This is a genomic window from Streptomyces sp. NRRL S-1022 (assembly GCF_000720135.1).
Classification (GTDB): Bacteria; Actinomycetota; Actinomycetes; order Streptomycetales; family Streptomycetaceae; genus Streptomyces.
On record NZ_JOIU01000022.1, the window covers coordinates 84,139 to 101,733 of the forward strand.

Below are 17,595 nucleotides of genomic sequence, written 5' to 3' on the forward strand. Positions count from 1 at the left end.
TCAGGGTGTCCGCGCCCTGGTTCGACGTGAATCGGCGGTGAGAGTTCCTGGCTCCCGGGGTTCACTCCCCGGTGACAGTGGCGGGACCGCGCCGGATTCGCACCGGCTTCCTCTCCTGCCGCCGTACATGGCCTGGGCAGTCCACCACGCGCCCGGAACGGCCGTCAACTTGCCTGTGACCTGCGAGGGGAGAGTGTGCCGATCCCCACACCGCGGGGCGTGCGGGCCTGGTGGGGCCACGACGAAGGCTCCCCTCCGCGACACGGGAGGGGAGCCTCAGAGGTGGAGCGATCGGTCAGGCCTTGGCCACGATCAGGTTGATGCCGTACGCCACCGCCGCCGCGCACGCCGCGAAGCAGAGGTAGGCGCCGGTGACGGCGAGGCCGGCGGAGCCGCCCTGCGCCACGGCCTTCTCACGGCGGCTCAGGCCCGCGATGCCGAGGGTGAACAGGGCCACCAGGCCCACCGTGACCACGAGGCTGACGCCGAACACGGAGCCCAGGGCTGCCCAGTCGATCTTCATAGTGCTTCCTTCGGTAACCGGTAACCGGGTGCTCGGGGTCAGACCGCGGCGGCCGGCGGGCCGGTGGGGGCCGGTTCGGCGGGGGCGGTGTGCTGCTGCGGGAAGGCGAGGTCCAGCTCGGCGGCGACCGCCCCGGTGGGCGGCGGGATCACGGCGGCGATGGCGGTGGTGACCACACCGGCCGGCTCCTCGGTCTCCTCGACCACGTTGGTGTGGTCGACGACCTCGCGGCGGGAGATCTTCCAGATCGCGGCGCTCGCGGCGACGAGGAAGACGGCGACGACGGCGGTGCCCCAGTCACCCAGGCCGGTGACGGCCTCGGCACCCGCGCCGACCAGCGCGGCGGCCGGCAGGGTCAGCGCCCAGGCGATGAACATGCGGGTCGCGGTGGACCAGCGGACCACACCGCCCTTGCGGCCCAGACCCGCGCCCATCACCGAGCCGGAGACGACGTGCGTGGTGGAGAGGGAGAAGCCGAGGTGCGAGGAGGCCAGGATGGCGGTCGCGGCGCTGGTCTGCGCGGCGAAGCCCTGGCGCGGCTCCAGGTCGGTCAGGCCCTTGCCCATGGTGCGGATGATGCGCCAGCCGCCGATGTAGGTGCCGAGCGCGATGGCCAGGCCGGCGGAGAGGATCACCCAGGTGGGAGGGTTGGAGCCGGGGGCGAGCGAGCCGCCGGCCACCAGGGCGAGGGTGATGATGCCCATCGTCTTCTGGGCGTCGTTGGTGCCGTGGGCCAGGGAGACCAGGCCGGCGGAGGCGATCTGGCCGGCGCGGAAGCCCTTGCGGGTGGCCTCGCCGTCCGCGGTGCCGCCGATGCCGTACGAGAACCGGGTGGCCAGCAGCGAGGCCAGGCCGGCGACGACCGGCGCGGCGACGGCCGGCAGCAGCACCTTGGTGACCAGGACGTCACCGTGGACGGCGCCGAATCCGGCGGAGGCGACGGTGGCCCCGACCAGGCCGCCCATCAGGGCGTGCGAGGAGCTGGAGGGCAGGCCCACCAGCCAGGTCAGCAGATTCCAGAGGATCGCGCCGACCAGGGCGGCGAAGATGACCTCGGGACGGATGCCGGTCTCGTCGACGAGACCCTTGGAGATCGTGTTCGCGACCTCCACCGAGAGGAAGGCGCCCCCGAGGTTGAGGGCGGCGGACATGGTCACCGCGATCTTCGGCTTCAGAGCGCCTGTGGAGATGGTGGTGGCCATCGCGTTCGCGGTGTCGTGGAAACCGTTCGTGAAATCGAACGCGAGAGCGGTGACGACCACTATCGCGAGGATCAGCGAGAAGCTTTCCATTTACCCAGGCAATCGTTCGAGGTCATTGGCGGGTCGAACGTAGGCAACCTGGGTGAACGGAAGATGAACTGGGACGGGCGTGGGGGTGTCGGTAACGCGCGTGTGGGATTCCGTTTGTGCCCCTGGTCCCAAGCGCCCCTTGGCTACCGGCCCCGCGCCAGGATCCGCAGCCGGCTCAGGGGGCCGTTGAAGAGATTCTGGTCACCCGGCAGCCGGCCCTTGGCGGCGTACTGCCAGAACGTCCAGTAGCGCCAGCCGCCCGGCAGCGTCCCCGGCCGCGAGGTGCCGTGCCGGGCGATCCACAGCGGGTTGGAGGAGGCGAAGGCGTGGCTGTTCCCGGTGCACAGCTTCCACCACTGGGTTGTGGTGTAGATCACCGGACGGCGGCCGGTCTGCCGCTCGACCTCGTCGCTGAAGGACCGGATCCAGCGGACCATGCGGGCCTTGCCCAGCCCGTAGCACTTGTGCCGCGTGCTGTACGGGTTGTACTCGATGTCCAGCGCGGGCGGCAGCGTCCAGCCGTCCGCGCTCCAGTCGCCGCCGTGCCGCACGAAGTAGGCGGCCTGCCGGGTGCCGGAGGACCGGTCGGGCAGGGCGAAGTGGTACGCGCCGTGCAGCAGGCCGGCCGTGCGGGCCCCGGTGTACTGCCCGGTGAAGTACGGGTTGCGGTAGGTCGTGGACTCGGTCGCCTTGACGTACACGAACCGGGCGCCCTTCGCCGCGGCGGCGGTCCAGTCGACGCGCTTCTGGTGGGACGAGACGTCGTGCCCCCGGGGCGTCCCGGCGGGTGCCGACAGCCCGGCGGACCCGGGGACCCCGGCGGGCAGTGACGTTTCGGCTGTCCGCGCGGTCCCGGCCGGCCGGGCTCCTCCCGCCGGCCCGCCGGGTCCCTGCGGCCCGGCCGACGCGGGTGCGGTGGCCGCGAGGACGAGGGCCGCCGTGGCCGCCGCGAGGACACCGGCGCGGCGGCGGACAGGGGTGCGTTCACGGACCATGCGTCTCCCCGGGGTGGCGGACGACCGCGGGCGGCGGCGATCGTCCCGTGGGCAAGAGAGGCCATTGAAGGTCCGGCGAGCACCGCATCCAGGCCGATTCCGAGCGTTTCGTGACCAGATGCGCCCGTTCGGCCGTACGGATTCCGGGCGCAGGCGACCGGTCCCGCCCGCTCGGCACCGGTCCGGCTGGCAGGATCACGGCATGGCTGAACCGCTGCGGAACACGGACGACGGACACCACGCCGGGGACCACGCCGGGCGGCAGGCGGGGGACCGGGCCGGGGACCCGGACGTGGCACGGCTGTGGGCGGACGTGGTCGCGACGGCGCGCCGGACCGTCGCCGACGGGCTGGTCGTCGGCACCTCCGGCAACGTCTCCGCGCGTGTCGGCGACCTCGTGCTGGTCACCCCGTCGGGCGTCCCCTACGACCGGCTCACCCCCGCCGACCTCACCGGCGTCGACCTCACCGGACGCCAGGTGCTCGGCACCCTGGTGCCGACCAGCGAGCTGCCCATGCACCTCGCCGTCTACCGCACCACCGACGCCCGCGCCGTCGTGCACACCCACGCCGTGCACGCGACCGCGGTCTCCACGCTCGTGACCGAGCTGCCGGGGGTGCACTACATGGCCGGCGCCCTCGGCGGCCTGATCAGGGTCGCCCCCTACGCCGCCTACGGCACCGACGAGCTGGCGCAGAACATGCTCCACGCCCTCGCCGGCCGCTCCGGCTGCCTGCTGCGCAACCACGGCACCGTCACCTACGGCGCCACCCTCGACCAGGCCTACGACCGCACCGCCCAGCTGGAATGGATGTGCCGCCTGTGGCTGACGGCGTCCTCGGTGCCGGGCCTGACACCGTCCCTGCTGACGGAGGCACAAGTCGCCGAGGCCGGGGAACGCTTGAAGGGGTACGGCCAACGGAGGTGACCCCTTGCCGAGCAGCAACCCGTTCCGCCCCCTGCCGACCCCGCTCGCCCTGCTCCGCGACAGCGGCGCGAGCCGGCTCGGCTCCGTCCGCCGCGCCGGCGCCCGGTGGCGGCGCGGCCACCCGGCGCTGCCGAAACCGCCCGCCCCCGCCCGGTCCGCGCTTCCGCTGGCCACCGGCCGGAACCCCGCCGACACTGGACCCGTGCGCACTGTGAAGGCGGCCGCCACCGCACTCACCGCGGTCCTGGCCGCCGGCACCGCCTCCGTGGTCGCCGGCCGGCTCGCCAGCGACGCGGCACTGAAGGCACCGCCGGGCCGGCCCCTGCCCACCGAGCCCCGCCTCACCGTGCACCGCACGGCCGCCGGGCAGATCACGCTCACCCGCGACCTGGCCGCGCTGCGCCCCGGCACCTACGGTCTCGCCGGTGACGGCTCCCACGCGGTCGTCGGCCCCGTCCTGGAGGCGGCCGCGCACAGCGCCGACACCGTCGTACGCCGGCTGGAACGCGTCACCCACGGCACCCTCGCCCCCGGCGACACGGTGTGGCTCACCCCGAACGTGCACGTCGGCGACCCGCGCGCGGCCCTCGGCCTGGACCACGAGGACGTCGGCGTGCCCGGGGCCCTCGGCACGCTGCCCGCCTGGTTCGTGCCGGGCGACCGGGAGACCTGGGTGATCGCGGTGCACGGCCTCGGCGCCACCCGGGAGCAGGCCATGAACGTCATGGGCTTCCTGCACCGCCGCCGGCTGCCGGTCCTCGCCCTCGCCTACCGCGGCGACCCCGGCGCCCCGCGGTCACCGGACGGGCTCAACCACCTCGGCGAGACCGAGTGGCGGGACGTGGACGCGGCGGTCCGCTACGCCGTCGGCCGCGGCGCCCGCCGGGTCGTCCTGCTCGGCTGGTCCACGGGTGCCACGATGGCCCTGCGCGCCGCCGAGCACTCCACGGTCCGCGACCGCATCGCCGGGCTCGTCCTGGACTCGCCGGTGCTCAGCTGGGAGGCCACCCTGCGCGCCCTGGCCCGGGCCCGGCACACCCCGCAGCCGCTGCTGCCGCTCGCCGTGCGGGCCGCGCAGGGCCGGGCCGGGCTGCACGCCGACCGGGTGGCCGAGATCGTCGACCCCGCCCGGCTCCGGGTGCCGACCCTGATCGTGCACGGCCCGCAGGACCAGGTCGCCCCCTGGGAGTTCTCCCGCCGGCTGGCCCGGCGCCGCGCCGACGTCGTCGCCCTGCACACCGTCGCGAAGGCCCCGCACGCGGCGATGTGGAACGCGGACCCGGCCGAGTACGAGGAGCGCCTGCGCCGTTTCCTGACCCCGCTGATGTGACCCGCGGACGCCGTCCGGGCGCCGGGCCCGCCGGTACCGGCGCGAAGCATTCCGTTTATAGCCGTACGGCTGGCTCGATCACGTCGCCGTGGCCCGTCCCGGACGCCGTGCCTTGGCCAGCCCCGTAGCCCGCGGTGACATTCCGTTTGGGTTTTCGGACCGTCAACCGGAAGACTGCACCCGTGACGTCCCGTATCCCGCGCGACTCCAGGCTTCGACTCGTCCGACCGCGACCCCTGGCCGCCGCCCCCAGAGCTGTGAACCAGCGGCGCCCACAGCGCCCCGCACCCCGGCCGCCGGAGGGCACACCCGCCCGCGCCGAACTGGCCGGAATGGCCCGCACCGGTCTGGCCGGCGCGGCCCGCGTCGCCCGCTGGGCCGACGCCGCACTCGGTCCCGGCCGCGCCGGCGCCACCACCGACGGCAAAGCCACCCTGTCCGACGCCACCGCGGAACGCGCCGCCGCCGAACTGGGTCTGAGCGCCGCTCAGGTCCGCGCCGACTGGGACACCGCCCGCCTCGCCGGACTCGTCGAGGTGCACGGCGACAGCGCGCGCCCCGGCTGGCGGCTGCGCGCCTGGGACCGCGACGACAGCGCCGTCCTGCGCGGCTGGGTCGCCCTCTTCGACGCCTGGTCGCTCGCCTGCCCCGAACCCGGCGGGCACGAACCGGCCGCCGTCGCCGAGGTCGTCTCGGCCATGCCCCAGGTGCTCTCCTTCCTCCAGCTCTCCGCCGGCCCCGTCCCGGTCGAGCAGCTGCTCGACCTGCTCCAGCAGCGGGTCACCGAACTGCGCACCGAACGCTGCGAGGTCGCCTACGAGCCCGGCACCGGACAGCCCGCCGGCACCCCGCGCCCCGCGGACCCCGCGCCCGCCGGGGACGCCCCGCTCGCCCCGCTGCTCGACTGGGCGCTGCGCGCCCTCGCCTCCGTCGGCGCCCTCACCTACGGCGGCGGCCAGGCCACCCTCACCCCGCTCGGCAGCTGGGCGGTGTGGGTCAAGCTGGAGCAGATCTGCGTGGCCGCGCAGAGCCCCGCCGGCAACATCGAGCAGTCCGCCGAGGACATGCTCCGCGGCTGCGCCCAGCTCCGTCCCAACGCGGCCCGCGCCGAGTACCGCGCCTGGCTCGCCGCCCGCCCCGTCGGCAGCGCCGTCACCGAGCTGATCGGCGCCGCCCGCGGCGACGACGCCCTGCTGCGCGGCCTGGCCTTCGAGGCGCTGCGCGTCGTCGGCGCCCCCGCCGAGCCCGACGTACGGGCCGTGGTCGACGAGCCGGCCCTGCGGCCCTACGCGCTGCTGTGGCTCGCCGAGCACGACGGGATCGACCCGGAGGACGCCCACGAGGTGCTCACCCGCGAGGAGGCCACCTGGCTGTGGGTGGACACCGCCGCCGCCGTCGCCGACCACGGCGAGGCGCCGATGCTGGTCCGGCACCTGGAGTCCGCGGTGCAGCCCACCGTGCCCCAGCTGCTCGACGAGGTCCGCGCCGTCGGCCACCCGCGCACCGTGCAGGTCCTGGTCGCGCTCGCCGCCGCGCACCCCGACCCGGCCCTGGCCAAGGCCGTCCGCCGGGCCGCGTTCCAGGTGCACACCGGGGGATGAGCGGCCGGGGAGCGGCTCAGCCGCCGGTCTCCGGGGCGTAGGTCCCGAAGCTCCAGACGTTCCCCTCGGCGTCCCGGGCCAGGTAGTCCCGCGAGCCGTAGTCCTGGTCCGTCGGGGGCATCAGGATCTCCACCCCGTGCTCCACGGCCCGCTGGTGGTGGGCGTCCACGTCGTCCACCACGACGTACACCCCGGCGGGCCCGGCGTCCTGCATCGCCGTGTCGAAGGGACCGCCGCGGCCCTTGGAGCCGAGCATCACCACGCCGCCGCCCTGGACCAGCTCGGCGTGCATCACCGTGCCGTCCTGCGTCTCGTACACCGACAGCTCGGTGAAGCCGAGGGCCTCGGTGAGCTGCCTGATCGCCGCCCTGGCGTCCGCGTAGAGCAGCGTGGGACAGATGCCCGGCCGTGCGCCGCCACCCGTGCCTGCCATGCCGATCACTCCTTCGTGCACCGGTTGCGCCCCGCCCTCCGAGTCTGGCAGGCACCACCGACAGCGCCCGGCCCGGTGGCCCGCACCGCCCGCCGCCGAACGGGGGACTTCCGGGCCGCCGCCCGCCCGGCCGCCCCGCCCGCCCGGCCCCCGGTGACTACGCTCTGCGCCTGTTCCGGGACGGTGGATCCCAGTCGGTACCAAGGGGGCAAGGTGGCCTTTCCACCACACCGTCTCACCGCCGTCCTCCTCACGGCCGCCGTCGCCCTCGGCGTGCTCTCCCTGGCCCGGCACGCGCGGCCCGCCCCCTACGGCGACCGGCTCCAGGCCGGCCGGTCCGGCGAGCCGCACCCGGGCACCCGGGCCTGGGCGGCGCGGGCGCACGACGGCGCGGTGGCCGGCTACGACAGCCGCACCGGGGCCCTGCGCTGGCGCTACGCGCGCGCGGGCCACCGCCCCGTCTCCGTGCTCCCCGCGCGCGCGGAGGTGATCGCGCTCTGGGACGACGGACTGCTCACCGACACCGACGGCCGCTCCGTGCGCTGGCACCGGGCCCTGCCCGACGCGGCCGAGTGGCTTCCGGCCCAGGGCGGTACCGGCGTCCTGCGCCTCCTCGGCCGCGGCATCCTCGCGGTCGTCACCCCGCGCCGGGTCACCGCGTACCGCACCGCCGACGGCGATCTGCGCTGGGTGCTGCCCGCCCGGCCGGGCTGCGCGTTCCGGCCCGAGGGCGCCGTCCGGCGGGGCGCGGCCCTGCTCCTCGCCCAGCCGTGCGCGGACAGCGCCTGGACCGGGCAGCTCGTGGCCGTGGACGACCTGGGCCGGATCGCCCCCGGCCGCACCCCGCTGGGCAACGACCTGCCGGGCCCGCGCCCCGGCCCCGGACACCTGGACGCAGAAAATTCGCTTGCCCGGCCCCGTTAGACTTGTTCCCATGGCCATTCTCCTCGCGCATTAGACGGCGGGAACGTCCTCAGCCGCCCACCCGCCAATCCCTGTACGCCCTGGAGTCTGTCCTTGATCTCCGCCTCCGGTATCGAGTTGCGCGCCGGTGCGCGCGTCCTCATCGAGAACGCCAGTTTCCGTGTCGCCAAGGGCGACCGCATCGGCCTCGTCGGCCGCAACGGCGCCGGCAAGACCACGCTGACGAAGTGCCTGGCCGGCGAGGGCATCCCGGCCGCCGGCCAGATCACCCGCTCCGGCGAGGTCGGCTATCTCCCGCAGGACCCCCGCACCGGCGACCTCGACGTCCTCGCCCGCGACCGCATCCTCTCCGCGCGCGGCCTCGACCTGCTGATCCGCAAGATGCGCGAGAACGAGGAGCGCATCGCCAACGGCAAGGGGTCCACCCGCGAGAAGGCCATGAAGCAGTACGAGCGCCAGGAGACGGAGTTCCTCACCAAGGGCGGGTACGCCGCCGAGGCCGAGGCCGCCACCATCGCCGCCGCGCTGAACCTGCCCGACCGGGTGCTCGCCCAGCCGCTGCACACGCTCTCCGGCGGTCAGCGCCGCCGTATCGAGCTGGCCCGGATCCTGTTCTCGGACGCCGACACCCTGCTGCTCGACGAGCCGACCAACCACCTCGACGCGGACTCGATCATCTGGCTGCGGGACTACCTGAAGACCTACCGCGGCGGCTTCATCGTGATCTCCCACGACGTCGACCTCGTGGACACCGTGGTCAACAAGGTGTTCTACCTGGACGCGAACCGGTCCGCGATCGACATCTACAACATGGGCTGGAAGCTGTACCAGCAGCAGCGCGAGGCAGACGAGAAGCGCCGCAAGCGCGAGCGCGCCAACGCCGAGAAGAAGGCCGCAGCCCTGCACTCGCAGGCCGACAAGATGCGGGCCAAGGCGACCAAGACCGTCGCCGCGCAGAACATGGCGCGCCGGGCCGACAAGCTCCTCGCGGGCCTGGATGCGGTCCGGATGTCCGACAAGGTCGCCAAGCTCCGCTTCCCGGAGCCCGCGCCCTGCGGCAAGACCCCGCTGACGGCCGAGGGCCTGTCGAAGTCGTACGGCTCGCTGGAGATCTTCACCGACGTCGACCTCGCCATCGACAAGGGCTCCCGGGTGGTCATCCTGGGCCTCAACGGCGCCGGCAAGACCACGCTGCTGCGGCTGCTCGCGGGAGTGGAGCAGCCCGACACCGGCCGGGTCGTCCCCGGGCACGGGCTCAAGCTGGGCTACTACGCGCAGGAGCACGAGACGCTGGACGCCGACCGCACGGTCCTGGAGAACATGCGCTCGGCCGCCCCCGACATGGACCTGGTCGAGGTCCGCAAGGTGCTGGGCTCGTTCCTGTTCTCCGGCGACGACGTCGACAAGCCGGCCGGGGTCCTCTCCGGCGGCGAGAAGACCCGTCTCGCCCTCGCGACCCTCGTGGTCTCCTCGGCGAACGTGCTGCTCCTGGACGAGCCGACCAACAACCTGGACCCGGCCAGCCGTGAGGAGATCCTCGGCGCCCTGCGCACCTACAAGGGCGCGGTCGTCCTCGTCACCCACGACGAGGGCGCGGTCGAGGCGCTCCAGCCGGAGCGGATCATCCTGCTGCCGGACGGCGTCGAGGACCTGTGGGGCTCCGACTACGCGGATCTCGTCGCCCTGGCGTGATCGAAAATCTGATCCACTGAGTATGGATCATTCGGCCCATCGGTGATCCATCATCTGTGTGAGATCTCCTCGTATCGAGGTGTGTCGTACACGGATTTTCCGGCCGATCCCCCGATAGTCGGGGGATCGGCCGCTTTGCCTTCCTGACCTGGTACTTCGCGAATCCGCCCGCGCAGAGCCGTGGACCGCACCCCTCGGAATCTTCTATTCCGTTTGTGGGGATCCGCTCCTGTCGTCACAACGATGTCTCACGGACCTTGCCGAATGGGTGGCCATCGCGCCCGGGAGGGGTGATCATGAGGAGACCAGAGCGCACTTCCCATGAGGAGGCACGGGTGGCCGAGACTCTGAAGAAGGGCAGCCGGGTGACCGGCGCCGCGCGCGACAAGCTCGCGGCAGACCTGAAGAAGAAGTACGACTCCGGTGCGAGCATCCGGGCGCTGGCCGAGGAGACCGGCCGCTCGTATGGCTTCGTGCACCGGATGCTGAGCGAGTCGGGCGTCACGCTGCGTGGGCGTGGCGGAGCGACCCGCGGTAAGAAGGCCGCTTCGTCCTGAGTCCGGGCGGCCCATCGGCTTCGATGGTGGCCACCCGGTCGGGGGACCGACCGGCCGGGTGGTTACTGTGCAGTCACTTAGCTTTGCTCTGCTGACCGCACCCATCGGAGGCGCCCCATGGCTTCGCCCGAGCAGGACCTCGCTCCCGCACTCGACAAGGACGGCGTACGGCTCACCGTCGACGACACGCTCGCCACGGTGACGCTGGCCAACCCGGCCAAGCTCAACGCGCAGAGCCCCGCCCTGTGGCGGGCGCTCGCCGAGGCCGGGCGGCTGCTGCCGGGCTCCGTTCGCGTCGTCGTGCTGCGTGGCGAGGGCAAGTCCTTCTCCGCCGGGCTGGACCGTCAGATGTTCACCCCGGAGGGGATCCCGGGCGAGCCGTCCTTCATCGAACTCGCGCGCCGTGACGACGCCGGGCTCGACGCGACCATCGCCGAATACCAGGAGGCGTTCACCTGGTGGCGGCGGACCGACATCGTGTCCATCGCCGCCGTCCAGGGGCATGCCATCGGGGCCGGCTTCCAGCTCGCGCTCGGCTGCGACCTGCGGGTCGTCGCCGACGACGTGCAGTTCGCCATGCGCGAGACCAGCCTCGGCCTCGTACCCGACCTGACCGGCACGCACCCGCTGGTCGGACTCGTCGGATACGCCCGCGCGCTGGAGATCTGCGCGACCGGGCGGTTCGTCGGGGCCGAGGAGGCGGTGTCGAGCGGACTGGCCAACCTCGCGGTGCCCGCGGCCGAACTGGACGGGGCGGTACGGGACTTGGCGGCGGCGTTGCTGGCCGCGCCGCGCGACGCGGTCGTGGAGACCAAGGCGCTGCTCCGTGGTGCCGTGGACCGCACGTACGACGAGCAGCGCGCGGCCGAGCGCGCCGCGCAGGCCCGGCGGCTGCGGGACCTGGCCGGCCTCGGCGAATAGCCCGTACAGCCCCTGCCGTGACCCGGCGGGTCCGGCGTGGCGTCCCCGGCGTGGTGGCGTCCCCCGGCCCGGCGGGGCGCGTCGGCGTGCTCATGGTGTGTGCGTCCCCGGGGGCGGCACGGCAGCACGCCGACGCGACCGCGGTCCCGGCGGCCGTCAGAACCCGTGCCGGGTCCCGCCGTCCACCGGCACCATGACGCCCGTCACATAGGAAGCCGCGGGGGACAGCAGGAACGCCGCCACCCGTCCGAACTCCTCGGGCGCCCCGTACCTCCGCAGCGGGATCCGGGACTCGTTCGCGGCCCGGGTGGCCTCCGGGTCCGCGGACCGCCCGTCCAGGTCGCGCATGCGGTCCGTGTCGATCCGCCCGGGCAGCAGCCCCACCACCCGGATCCCGCGCGGCCCCAGTTCGTCGGCGAGCGACTTGGCGAACCCGGCGAGTCCGGGCCGCAGCCCGTTGGAGATGGTCAGCCCCGGGATCGGCTCGTGCACCGACCCGGACAGCACGAACCCGATGGCACCGCCCTCGTCCAGCTCGGCCGCCGCCGTGCGGGCCAGCCGTACCGCGCCGAGGAACACCGATTCGAACGCGGCGCGCCACTGTTCGTCGGTGTTGTCCGCGACGAACCCCGGCGGCGGCCCGCCCACGCTCACCAGCACCCCGTGGAAGCCGCCGAAGTGCTCACGCGCGGCGGCGACCAGCCGCTCGGGGGCCGCCGCGTCGGCGTTGTCCACGGCCACGCCCACCGCGTCCGGGCCCAGTTCCGCGGCGGCGTCGGCGACCTGCTTCTCGTCCCGCCCGGTGATGACCACCTTCGCGCCGTCGGCGAGGAGCTGCCGCGCGGCGGCGTTGCCCAGCCCGCGGGTGGCTCCGGTGACGACGTACACCCGGTCCTTCAGTCCAAGATCCATGGGTCCTATCCTGCCTCTTCGCCCCCGTACAGGGTGAGGGCGGTGTTCACCAGGCCGACGTGGCTGAACGCCTGAGGGAAGTTGCCCAGCTGGCGGCCGTGGACGGGGTCGTACTCCTCGGCCAGCAGCCCCACGTCGTTGCACAGGCCCACCAGCCGGTCGAACAGTTCGCGCGCCTCCTTCGTCCGGCCGGTCAGATGCAGCGCGTCGGCCAGCCAGAACGAGCAGGCGAGGAAGGCGCCCTCGCCGCTCGGCAGCCCGTCCACCACCGAGTCCTCGGTGTCGTAGCGGCGCAGGAAACCCCCGTGGCCGAGGTCGTCGCGGATCGCGTCGACCGTGCCGACCACCCGCGGGTCGTCCGGCGGCAGGAACCCGACCCTCGGGATGAGCAGCAGTGCGGCGTCGAGTTCCCGGGAGCCGTAGTACTGGGTGAAGGTGTTCCGGTCCGGGTCGAAGCCCTTCTCGCACACCTCCCGGTGCACCTCGTCCCGCAGTGCGCGCCAGCCCTCCAGGTCGCCCTCCAGTTCCGGGTGCTGCTCCAGGGTCCGCACGGCCCGGTCGGCGGCCACCCACACCATCACCTTGGAGTGCACGAACCGGCGCCGGCCGCCGCGCACCTCCCACAGGCCCTCGTCCGGCTGCCGCCACACCGTCTCCAGGAACGTCATCAGCGAGCGTTGGAGGGCCCACATGTGCGGCTTGGCGGGCAGCCCCGCGGCGCGGGCCAGCGACAGCGAGTCCATCACCTCGCCGTACACGTCGAGCTGGAGCTGCTCGACGGCGCCGTTGCCGGTGCGTACGGGGGAGGAACCGGCGAAGCCGGGCAGCCAGGGCAGTTCGGTCTCCCCGACCCGTCGCTCGCCCGCGACGCCGTACATGATCTGCAGGTCGGCCGGGTTGCCGGCGACCGCGCGCAGCAGCCAGTCGCGCCAGGCCCCGGCCTCCTCCTGGAAACCCATGGAGAGCAGCGCGCCGAGGGTGAGGGTGGAGTCACGCAGCCAGCAGTACCGGTAGTCCCAGTTGCGCACACCGCCCGGGCTCTCGGGCAGCGAGGTGGTCGGCGCGGCGACGATCCCGCCGGTCGGGGAGTACGTGAGCGCCTTGAGGGTGATCAGGGAGCGGACGACGGCGTCCCGGTACGGCCCGTCGTACGTGCACCGGCGGGCCCAGCGCCGCCAGTCGGTGACGCTGTTCTCCAGCGCCTCGTACGGGTCGATGAGCGGCGGGCGCTTCTCGTGCGAGGGGTGCCAGGTGAGCACGAACGCGACCCGCTCGCCCTCGGCGACGGTGAACTCCGCGTGGGTGCCGAAGTCCTCGCCCCAGGTGCGCACGGGCGGCTCGGAGCGCAGCCACGCGGAGTCCGGCCCGGCGACGGCCACCCGGTGACCGTCCGAGCGGCGCACCCACGGCGTGATCGAGCCGTAGTCGAAGCGGAGGCGCAGGGTGCTGCGCACGGTGACCCGGCCGCTGACGCCCTCCACGATCCGGACGACGTCGGGGGCGCGCTCGCGCTGCGGCATCAGGTCGGTGACGCGTACCGTGCCGTCGCCGGTCTCCCACTCGGTGTCCAGGACGAGGGTCTCCGGCCGGTAGGCCCGGCGGGTGCAGACGTCCGCGCCCTCGGGCGCGATCCGCCAGTGGCCGTGGTCATCGTCGCCCAGCAGCCGGGCGAAGCAGGCCCCGGAGTCGAAGCGCGGCAGGCACAGCCAGTCGATCGAGCCGTCCTTGCCGACCAGGGCCGCGGTCTGCTCGTCGCCGATGAGGGCGTAGTCCTCGATGCGCGCGTTCACGGGATGCGGTTTCCCGGCGGGCCAGGGGGCCAATCAGGTGGTGCGCCGTGGGAGTGACGCAGGCGCGCGCAGGGGCGGTGCGCGCTCAGACCGCGGCCGGTGCGCTCTCCTCCGGCTGCCGCTCGGCCGCGGCCTCCTCGCGGTCGCGGATCTCCCGCCGCACCAGGAACCACCAGCCGACCGGGACGGCCGCCGCGAACAGCCACCACTGGATCATGTACGCGTAGTTCAGCGGGGCGTCCTCGCTGCCCGGGTCGGAGATCTGCTCCGGGGAGCCGCCCTTGGCCGCGGGCGCCGTCTGCTGGATGTAGCCGCCGAGCACCCGGGCGCCGAGCCGCCGCGCCTCCTCGGCGCTGTTGATCAGCATGATCTGCCGGTCGGGCAGGCCCTCGACGTTCTTGATGCCGCTCGCCGCGGTGGTCTCGTCCGCCATCAGCCGCCCGGTGACGGTGGTCCGGCCGGCCGGCGGGGCGGGCACCTTCGGGAAGGCGGTCTGCGCGCCGTTCGCGGGGATCCAGCCCCGGTTGACGAGCAGCACCCTGCCGTCGTCGAGGACGAAGGGGGTGAGGACGTGGAAACCGACCTCGCCGTCGGAGTTCGTGCGGCGCCGGACCACGACCTGCCTGGCGGTGTCGAAGGTGCCGGTCGCGGTGACCGTGCGGTACTTCTCGGTGCGGGTCACCGCGTGCCCCGGGGAGGTCAGCCGCTCGACCGGGACCGGCTCGGCGTGCAGCGCGGCGGAGACCAGGTCGTTGCGGGCGGTGCGTTCCTCGTACCGGTGCTGCTGCCAGAAACCCAGCCGGATCATCGTCGGGATCAGCGCGATCGCGACGAGCGTGAGAATCACCCACTGGCGGGACAACAGGAAGCGGTAACGGTGCACCCCACGACGGTACCTCCCGGCACGTGGGGTGCATTCAGGCGGGTACCGGGTCACACCCGGTCGACGATGCCCGTCCTCCCCTCCTGGCGGGCGCAGTGCGCGCCGCAGTACCAGTGGCCCTCCACCTCCACGCCCTGCCCGATGATCTGCACCCGGCAGTGCTCGCAGATCGGGGCCATGCGGTGGATCGCGCAGGAGAAGCAGTCGAAGACGTGCACCGCGCCCTGCGCGTGCACCTCGAAGGACATTCCGTAGTCATTGCCGCAAACTTCGCATGTCGCCATGCGCCACAGGGTGAGCCGTCGGCCGATCGCCCGGCGAGCGGGCGCCGGGTGAGTCGCGGGGCAATCACCCGTTCGTACGATCCCCGGCCCCGGCCCGGGGCCTGCCGCTCGCCGCCGGCTACTCGTCGGCGGGCTCGACATCCCTCAGCAGTTGCCCGAACGCGGCCTCGTCCACGATCGGTGTGCCGTACTGCCGGGCCTTGACCGTCTTCGACGTGCCCGAGTCGGGGTCGTTGGTCACCAGCAGGCTGGTCAGCCGGGAGATGCTGGAGGCGACGTGCAGCCCGGCCTCGGTGGCGCGGTCCTCCAGCATTTCCCGCTCGGTCGAGGTGTCACCGGAAAAGGCTACCCGCATGCCCTGTTTGAGGCGTTTGCCGTCTTCATAGCGCCCTGGGTTGGGGTAGGGGCATGCGGGCCTTTTGCGGGACGGGCGCCAACTGGCCGCCCCGTAGGCGCCGTAGCCACCCGACGACTGCCGGGGCACCGCCCGGTCGGACCACTCCGTCAGCGGCCGGCACTCCAGCAGCGGCAGCCGTACACCGCTCTCCGCCGCGGCCCGCAGGCTCGGCCGGAACGCCTCCGCCAGCACGCGCGCGTCGTCCAGCGCGTGGTGGGCCCGCTGCTGCACCACCCCGAAGTGCGCCGCCAGCGACTCCAGCTTGTGGTTGGGCAGCGGCAGCCCCAGCTCCTTCGACAGCGCGATGGTGCACAGCCGTTGCCGCACCGGCGCCTCGCGGCGCACGCGCGCGTACTCCCGCGCGATCATCTGCCAGTCGAAGACGGCGTTGTGCGCGACGAGCACCCGGCCGTCCAGGCGGGCGGCGAACTCCTCGGCGATGTCCCCGAACAGCGGAGCGCCTTGGAGGACATCGCTCGTCAGACCGTGTATCCACACCGGCCCCGGATCCCGCTCCGGGTTGACCAGCGTGTACCAGTGGTCCTCGACCTCGCCGCGCGCGTCCAGCCGGTACACGGCCGCGGAGATGATGCGGTCGTCCCGGGCCAGGCCGGTGGTCTCCACGTCAACGACCGCGTATCCCTGCGGATACACGGCCGGCCACTGGGTGGGGGAGGACACTGCGGTCGCACGGTCTTCGAGCATGGTCATTGAGGATACGGGCCACGACCGACAACGCGGCCCCTCAGGGGTCGCGGCCGTACGGCGTCAGCCCCGTGCCGCCACCACGTCCCCGGCTGTCGGCGGCACGAGTGCGCATCCGTCGGCCGGGCCGGGCAGCAGCCGGTGGAGCGCGCCGGTCGCATGCTGCGGCGCCACCCCGCCGTGCACCAGCGCCACGAACACGCGCTTGTCCGCCGCCGCTTCACCCGCACGGGTGTCGGCGTCCGCCGCGTCACTCACGGGCTTTTGCCGGTCCGGCGCCTGTGGTGCCCCTGCGCATCCCGCGCAGGGCGTCGGTGCGGCGGCCACCGGCGCCGGGGTGGGATCCTCCCTGCTGTGACGGAACCCACCCACGACGAGGCCCACGGCGGCGCCCTCGGCTCCCGGCTGAACTGGCTCCGCGCGGCCGTGCTCGGCGCGAACGACGGCATCGTCTCCACCGCGGGACTGGTCGTCGGCGTGGCCGGCGCGACCGGGAGCCGGGCCGCCCTGCTCACCGCCGGACTGGCCGGCCTGCTCGCCGGATCGATGTCCATGGCGGCCGGCGAGTACGTCTCCGTCTCCACCCAGCGCGACTCCGAGATGGCCGCGCTGGCCCTGGAGAAACGGGAGTTGCGCGAGCAGCCGGAGGCCGAACTGCGCGAGCTGACCGACCTGCTTCAGGCGCGCGGCCTGTCCCGCGAGGTGGCCCGCGAGGCCGCCGAACAGCTCACCGCGCGGGACGCGCTGAGGGCCCACGCGCGCGTGGAGCTGGGCATCGACCCGGACCAGCTGACGAATCCCTGGAACGCGGCCTGGGCGAGCTTCCTGTCGTTCACCGCGGGCGCGCTGCTGCCCCTGCTGGCCATCGTCCTGCCCCCGCACGGCTGGCGCCTCACCGTCACCGTCGTCTCCGTCCTGGCCGCCCTCGCCCTCACCGGCTGGTCCAGCGCCCGCCTCGGCGCGGCGGACCCGAAGCGGGCGGTCCTGCGCAATGTGGCGGGCGGGGCGCTGGCGATGGGGGTGACGTACGGGGCGGGGAGCCTGCTGGGGGCGGCGGGGGTGTGACCCGGCCGGTCAGCCGATGACCAGCCGTTCGCGGGGGAAGAGCTCGGCGCCGAGGACGTCTTCGCAGTCGTGGAGCTCGATCTCCACGTCGTGCAGGGGGCCAGGGGGGTCAGGTCCAGCGGGCCGCAGCGGGAGAAGGCGACGGACTCGAGGGCCGGGAGGTGAGCGAGCGCCTCGATGGTGTCGACACGGTCGATTCTGCCGAGGCAGACCGTGGTCAGCCTCTGATGGGGCAGCAGATCGGCGAGGCCGACCAGGGGCACGCTCTGGACATTCAGCGACTCAGGGGGCGAGAAGCTCCCGGCGTCGTCCCACTGGTCGTCGTGCGCGTTGCGGACCAGCACGCCGAAGTCCCGCGCCTCG

Annotated in this window: 18 protein-coding genes and 1 riboswitch; of the genes, 8 read left to right on the forward strand and 10 right to left on the reverse strand. The window is 73.7% G+C overall.

Going from position 1 to position 17,595, the window contains the following annotated elements; genetic code table 11:
• Positions 1–18 precede the first annotated feature (18 nt).
• Positions 19–161, reverse strand: a riboswitch (cobalamin riboswitch).
• Positions 162–295: 134 nt separating this feature from the next.
• The 3 genes from IG05_RS0129390 to IG05_RS0129400 all read right to left on the reverse strand — a co-directional run bounded on the left by IG05_RS0129390 (position 296) and on the right by IG05_RS0129400 (position 2,810).
• Complete coding sequence (locus IG05_RS0129390; protein ID WP_030347056.1) at positions 296–523, reverse strand: hypothetical protein; 228 nt, start codon at positions 521–523, stop codon at positions 296–298.
• Positions 524–561: 38 nt separating this feature from the next.
• On the reverse strand, positions 562–1,815 hold the full coding sequence (locus IG05_RS0129395) for an inorganic phosphate transporter (protein WP_030347057.1): 1,254 nt from the start codon (positions 1,813–1,815) through the stop codon (positions 562–564).
• 143 nt (positions 1,816–1,958) lie between these two features.
• Entirely contained in the window at positions 1,959–2,810 is an 852-nt protein-coding gene (locus IG05_RS0129400) for a lysozyme (RefSeq protein WP_030347058.1), read from the reverse strand.
• 202 nt (positions 2,811–3,012) lie between these two features.
• On the opposite strand from IG05_RS0129400, the gene IG05_RS0129405 reads away from it, so the two are divergent.
• The 3 genes from IG05_RS0129405 (at position 3,013) to IG05_RS0129415 (ending at position 6,669) form a co-directional block, all read left to right on the forward strand.
• Positions 3,013–3,738 (forward strand): class II aldolase/adducin family protein, encoded by a 726-nt coding sequence (locus IG05_RS0129405; protein ID WP_030347059.1) that lies wholly within the window; start codon positions 3,013–3,015, stop codon positions 3,736–3,738.
• A gap of 202 nt (positions 3,739–3,940) precedes the next feature.
• Complete coding sequence (locus tag IG05_RS0129410; RefSeq protein ID WP_030347060.1) at positions 3,941–5,068, forward strand: alpha/beta hydrolase; 1,128 nt, start codon at positions 3,941–3,943, stop codon at positions 5,066–5,068.
• A 182-nt stretch (positions 5,069–5,250) separates the two neighbouring features.
• Positions 5,251–6,669, forward strand: coding sequence for a hypothetical protein (locus tag IG05_RS0129415; RefSeq protein WP_199808403.1), 1,419 nt, complete (start codon positions 5,251–5,253; stop codon positions 6,667–6,669).
• Between the two features lie 16 nt (positions 6,670–6,685).
• Here IG05_RS0129415 and IG05_RS0129420 read toward each other — a convergent pair whose 3' ends face one another.
• Positions 6,686–7,102 carry a VOC family protein gene (locus IG05_RS0129420; RefSeq protein WP_030347062.1) on the reverse strand — a complete coding sequence of 139 codons (417 nt, stop codon included), beginning with the start codon at positions 7,100–7,102 and terminating at the stop codon, positions 6,686–6,688.
• Between the two features lie 213 nt (positions 7,103–7,315).
• On the opposite strand from IG05_RS0129420, the gene IG05_RS0129425 reads away from it, so the two are divergent.
• The 4 genes from IG05_RS0129425 to IG05_RS0129440 all read left to right on the forward strand — a co-directional run bounded on the left by IG05_RS0129425 (position 7,316) and on the right by IG05_RS0129440 (position 11,196).
• Positions 7,316–8,026, forward strand: coding sequence for a hypothetical protein (locus IG05_RS0129425; protein ID WP_051790386.1), 711 nt, complete (start codon positions 7,316–7,318; stop codon positions 8,024–8,026).
• A 93-nt stretch (positions 8,027–8,119) separates the two neighbouring features.
• Positions 8,120–9,718, forward strand: a complete 1,599-nt coding sequence (locus tag IG05_RS0129430) for an ABC-F family ATP-binding cassette domain-containing protein (RefSeq protein ID WP_030347064.1) — start codon at positions 8,120–8,122, stop codon at positions 9,716–9,718.
• A 335-nt stretch (positions 9,719–10,053) separates the two neighbouring features.
• Positions 10,054–10,275, forward strand: a complete 222-nt coding sequence (locus IG05_RS0129435) for a helix-turn-helix domain-containing protein (protein WP_004002281.1) — start codon at positions 10,054–10,056, stop codon at positions 10,273–10,275.
• Positions 10,276–10,392: 117 nt separating this feature from the next.
• Positions 10,393–11,196, forward strand: a complete 804-nt coding sequence (locus IG05_RS0129440; protein ID WP_030347065.1) for an enoyl-CoA hydratase/isomerase family protein — start codon at positions 10,393–10,395, stop codon at positions 11,194–11,196.
• A 156-nt stretch (positions 11,197–11,352) separates the two neighbouring features.
• On the opposite strand, the gene IG05_RS0129445 is transcribed toward IG05_RS0129440, so the two are convergent.
• The 6 genes from IG05_RS0129445 to IG05_RS0129470 all read right to left on the reverse strand — a co-directional run bounded on the left by IG05_RS0129445 (position 11,353) and on the right by IG05_RS0129470 (position 16,425).
• Entirely contained in the window at positions 11,353–12,108 is a 756-nt protein-coding gene (locus tag IG05_RS0129445) for an SDR family oxidoreductase (protein WP_030347066.1), read from the reverse strand.
• Positions 12,109–12,113: 5 nt separating this feature from the next.
• Positions 12,114–13,898 (reverse strand): glycoside hydrolase family 15 protein, encoded by a 1,785-nt coding sequence (locus tag IG05_RS0129450; protein WP_030347067.1) that lies wholly within the window; start codon positions 13,896–13,898, stop codon positions 12,114–12,116.
• Between the two features lie 85 nt (positions 13,899–13,983).
• Positions 13,984–14,781 carry an SURF1 family protein gene (locus IG05_RS0129455; RefSeq protein ID WP_030347068.1) on the reverse strand — a complete coding sequence of 266 codons (798 nt, stop codon included), beginning with the start codon at positions 14,779–14,781 and terminating at the stop codon, positions 13,984–13,986.
• 50 nt (positions 14,782–14,831) lie between these two features.
• Positions 14,832–15,065, reverse strand: a complete 234-nt coding sequence (locus IG05_RS0129460) for a hypothetical protein (protein ID WP_078894583.1) — start codon at positions 15,063–15,065, stop codon at positions 14,832–14,834.
• A 118-nt stretch (positions 15,066–15,183) separates the two neighbouring features.
• Positions 15,184–16,167: a DEDDh family exonuclease gene (locus IG05_RS0129465; protein WP_030347070.1), complete on the reverse strand. Its 984-nt coding sequence runs from the start codon at positions 16,165–16,167 to the stop codon at positions 15,184–15,186.
• 63 nt (positions 16,168–16,230) lie between these two features.
• A complete protein-coding gene (locus IG05_RS0129470; protein WP_030347071.1) occupies positions 16,231–16,425 on the reverse strand; it encodes a hypothetical protein in 195 nt (64 codons plus the stop codon).
• A gap of 96 nt (positions 16,426–16,521) precedes the next feature.
• Between IG05_RS0129470 and IG05_RS0129475 the strand changes: the two genes are divergently transcribed.
• Positions 16,522–17,232, forward strand: a complete 711-nt coding sequence (locus IG05_RS0129475; RefSeq protein WP_030347072.1) for a VIT1/CCC1 transporter family protein — start codon at positions 16,522–16,524, stop codon at positions 17,230–17,232.
• Positions 17,233–17,595 lie beyond the last annotated feature (363 nt).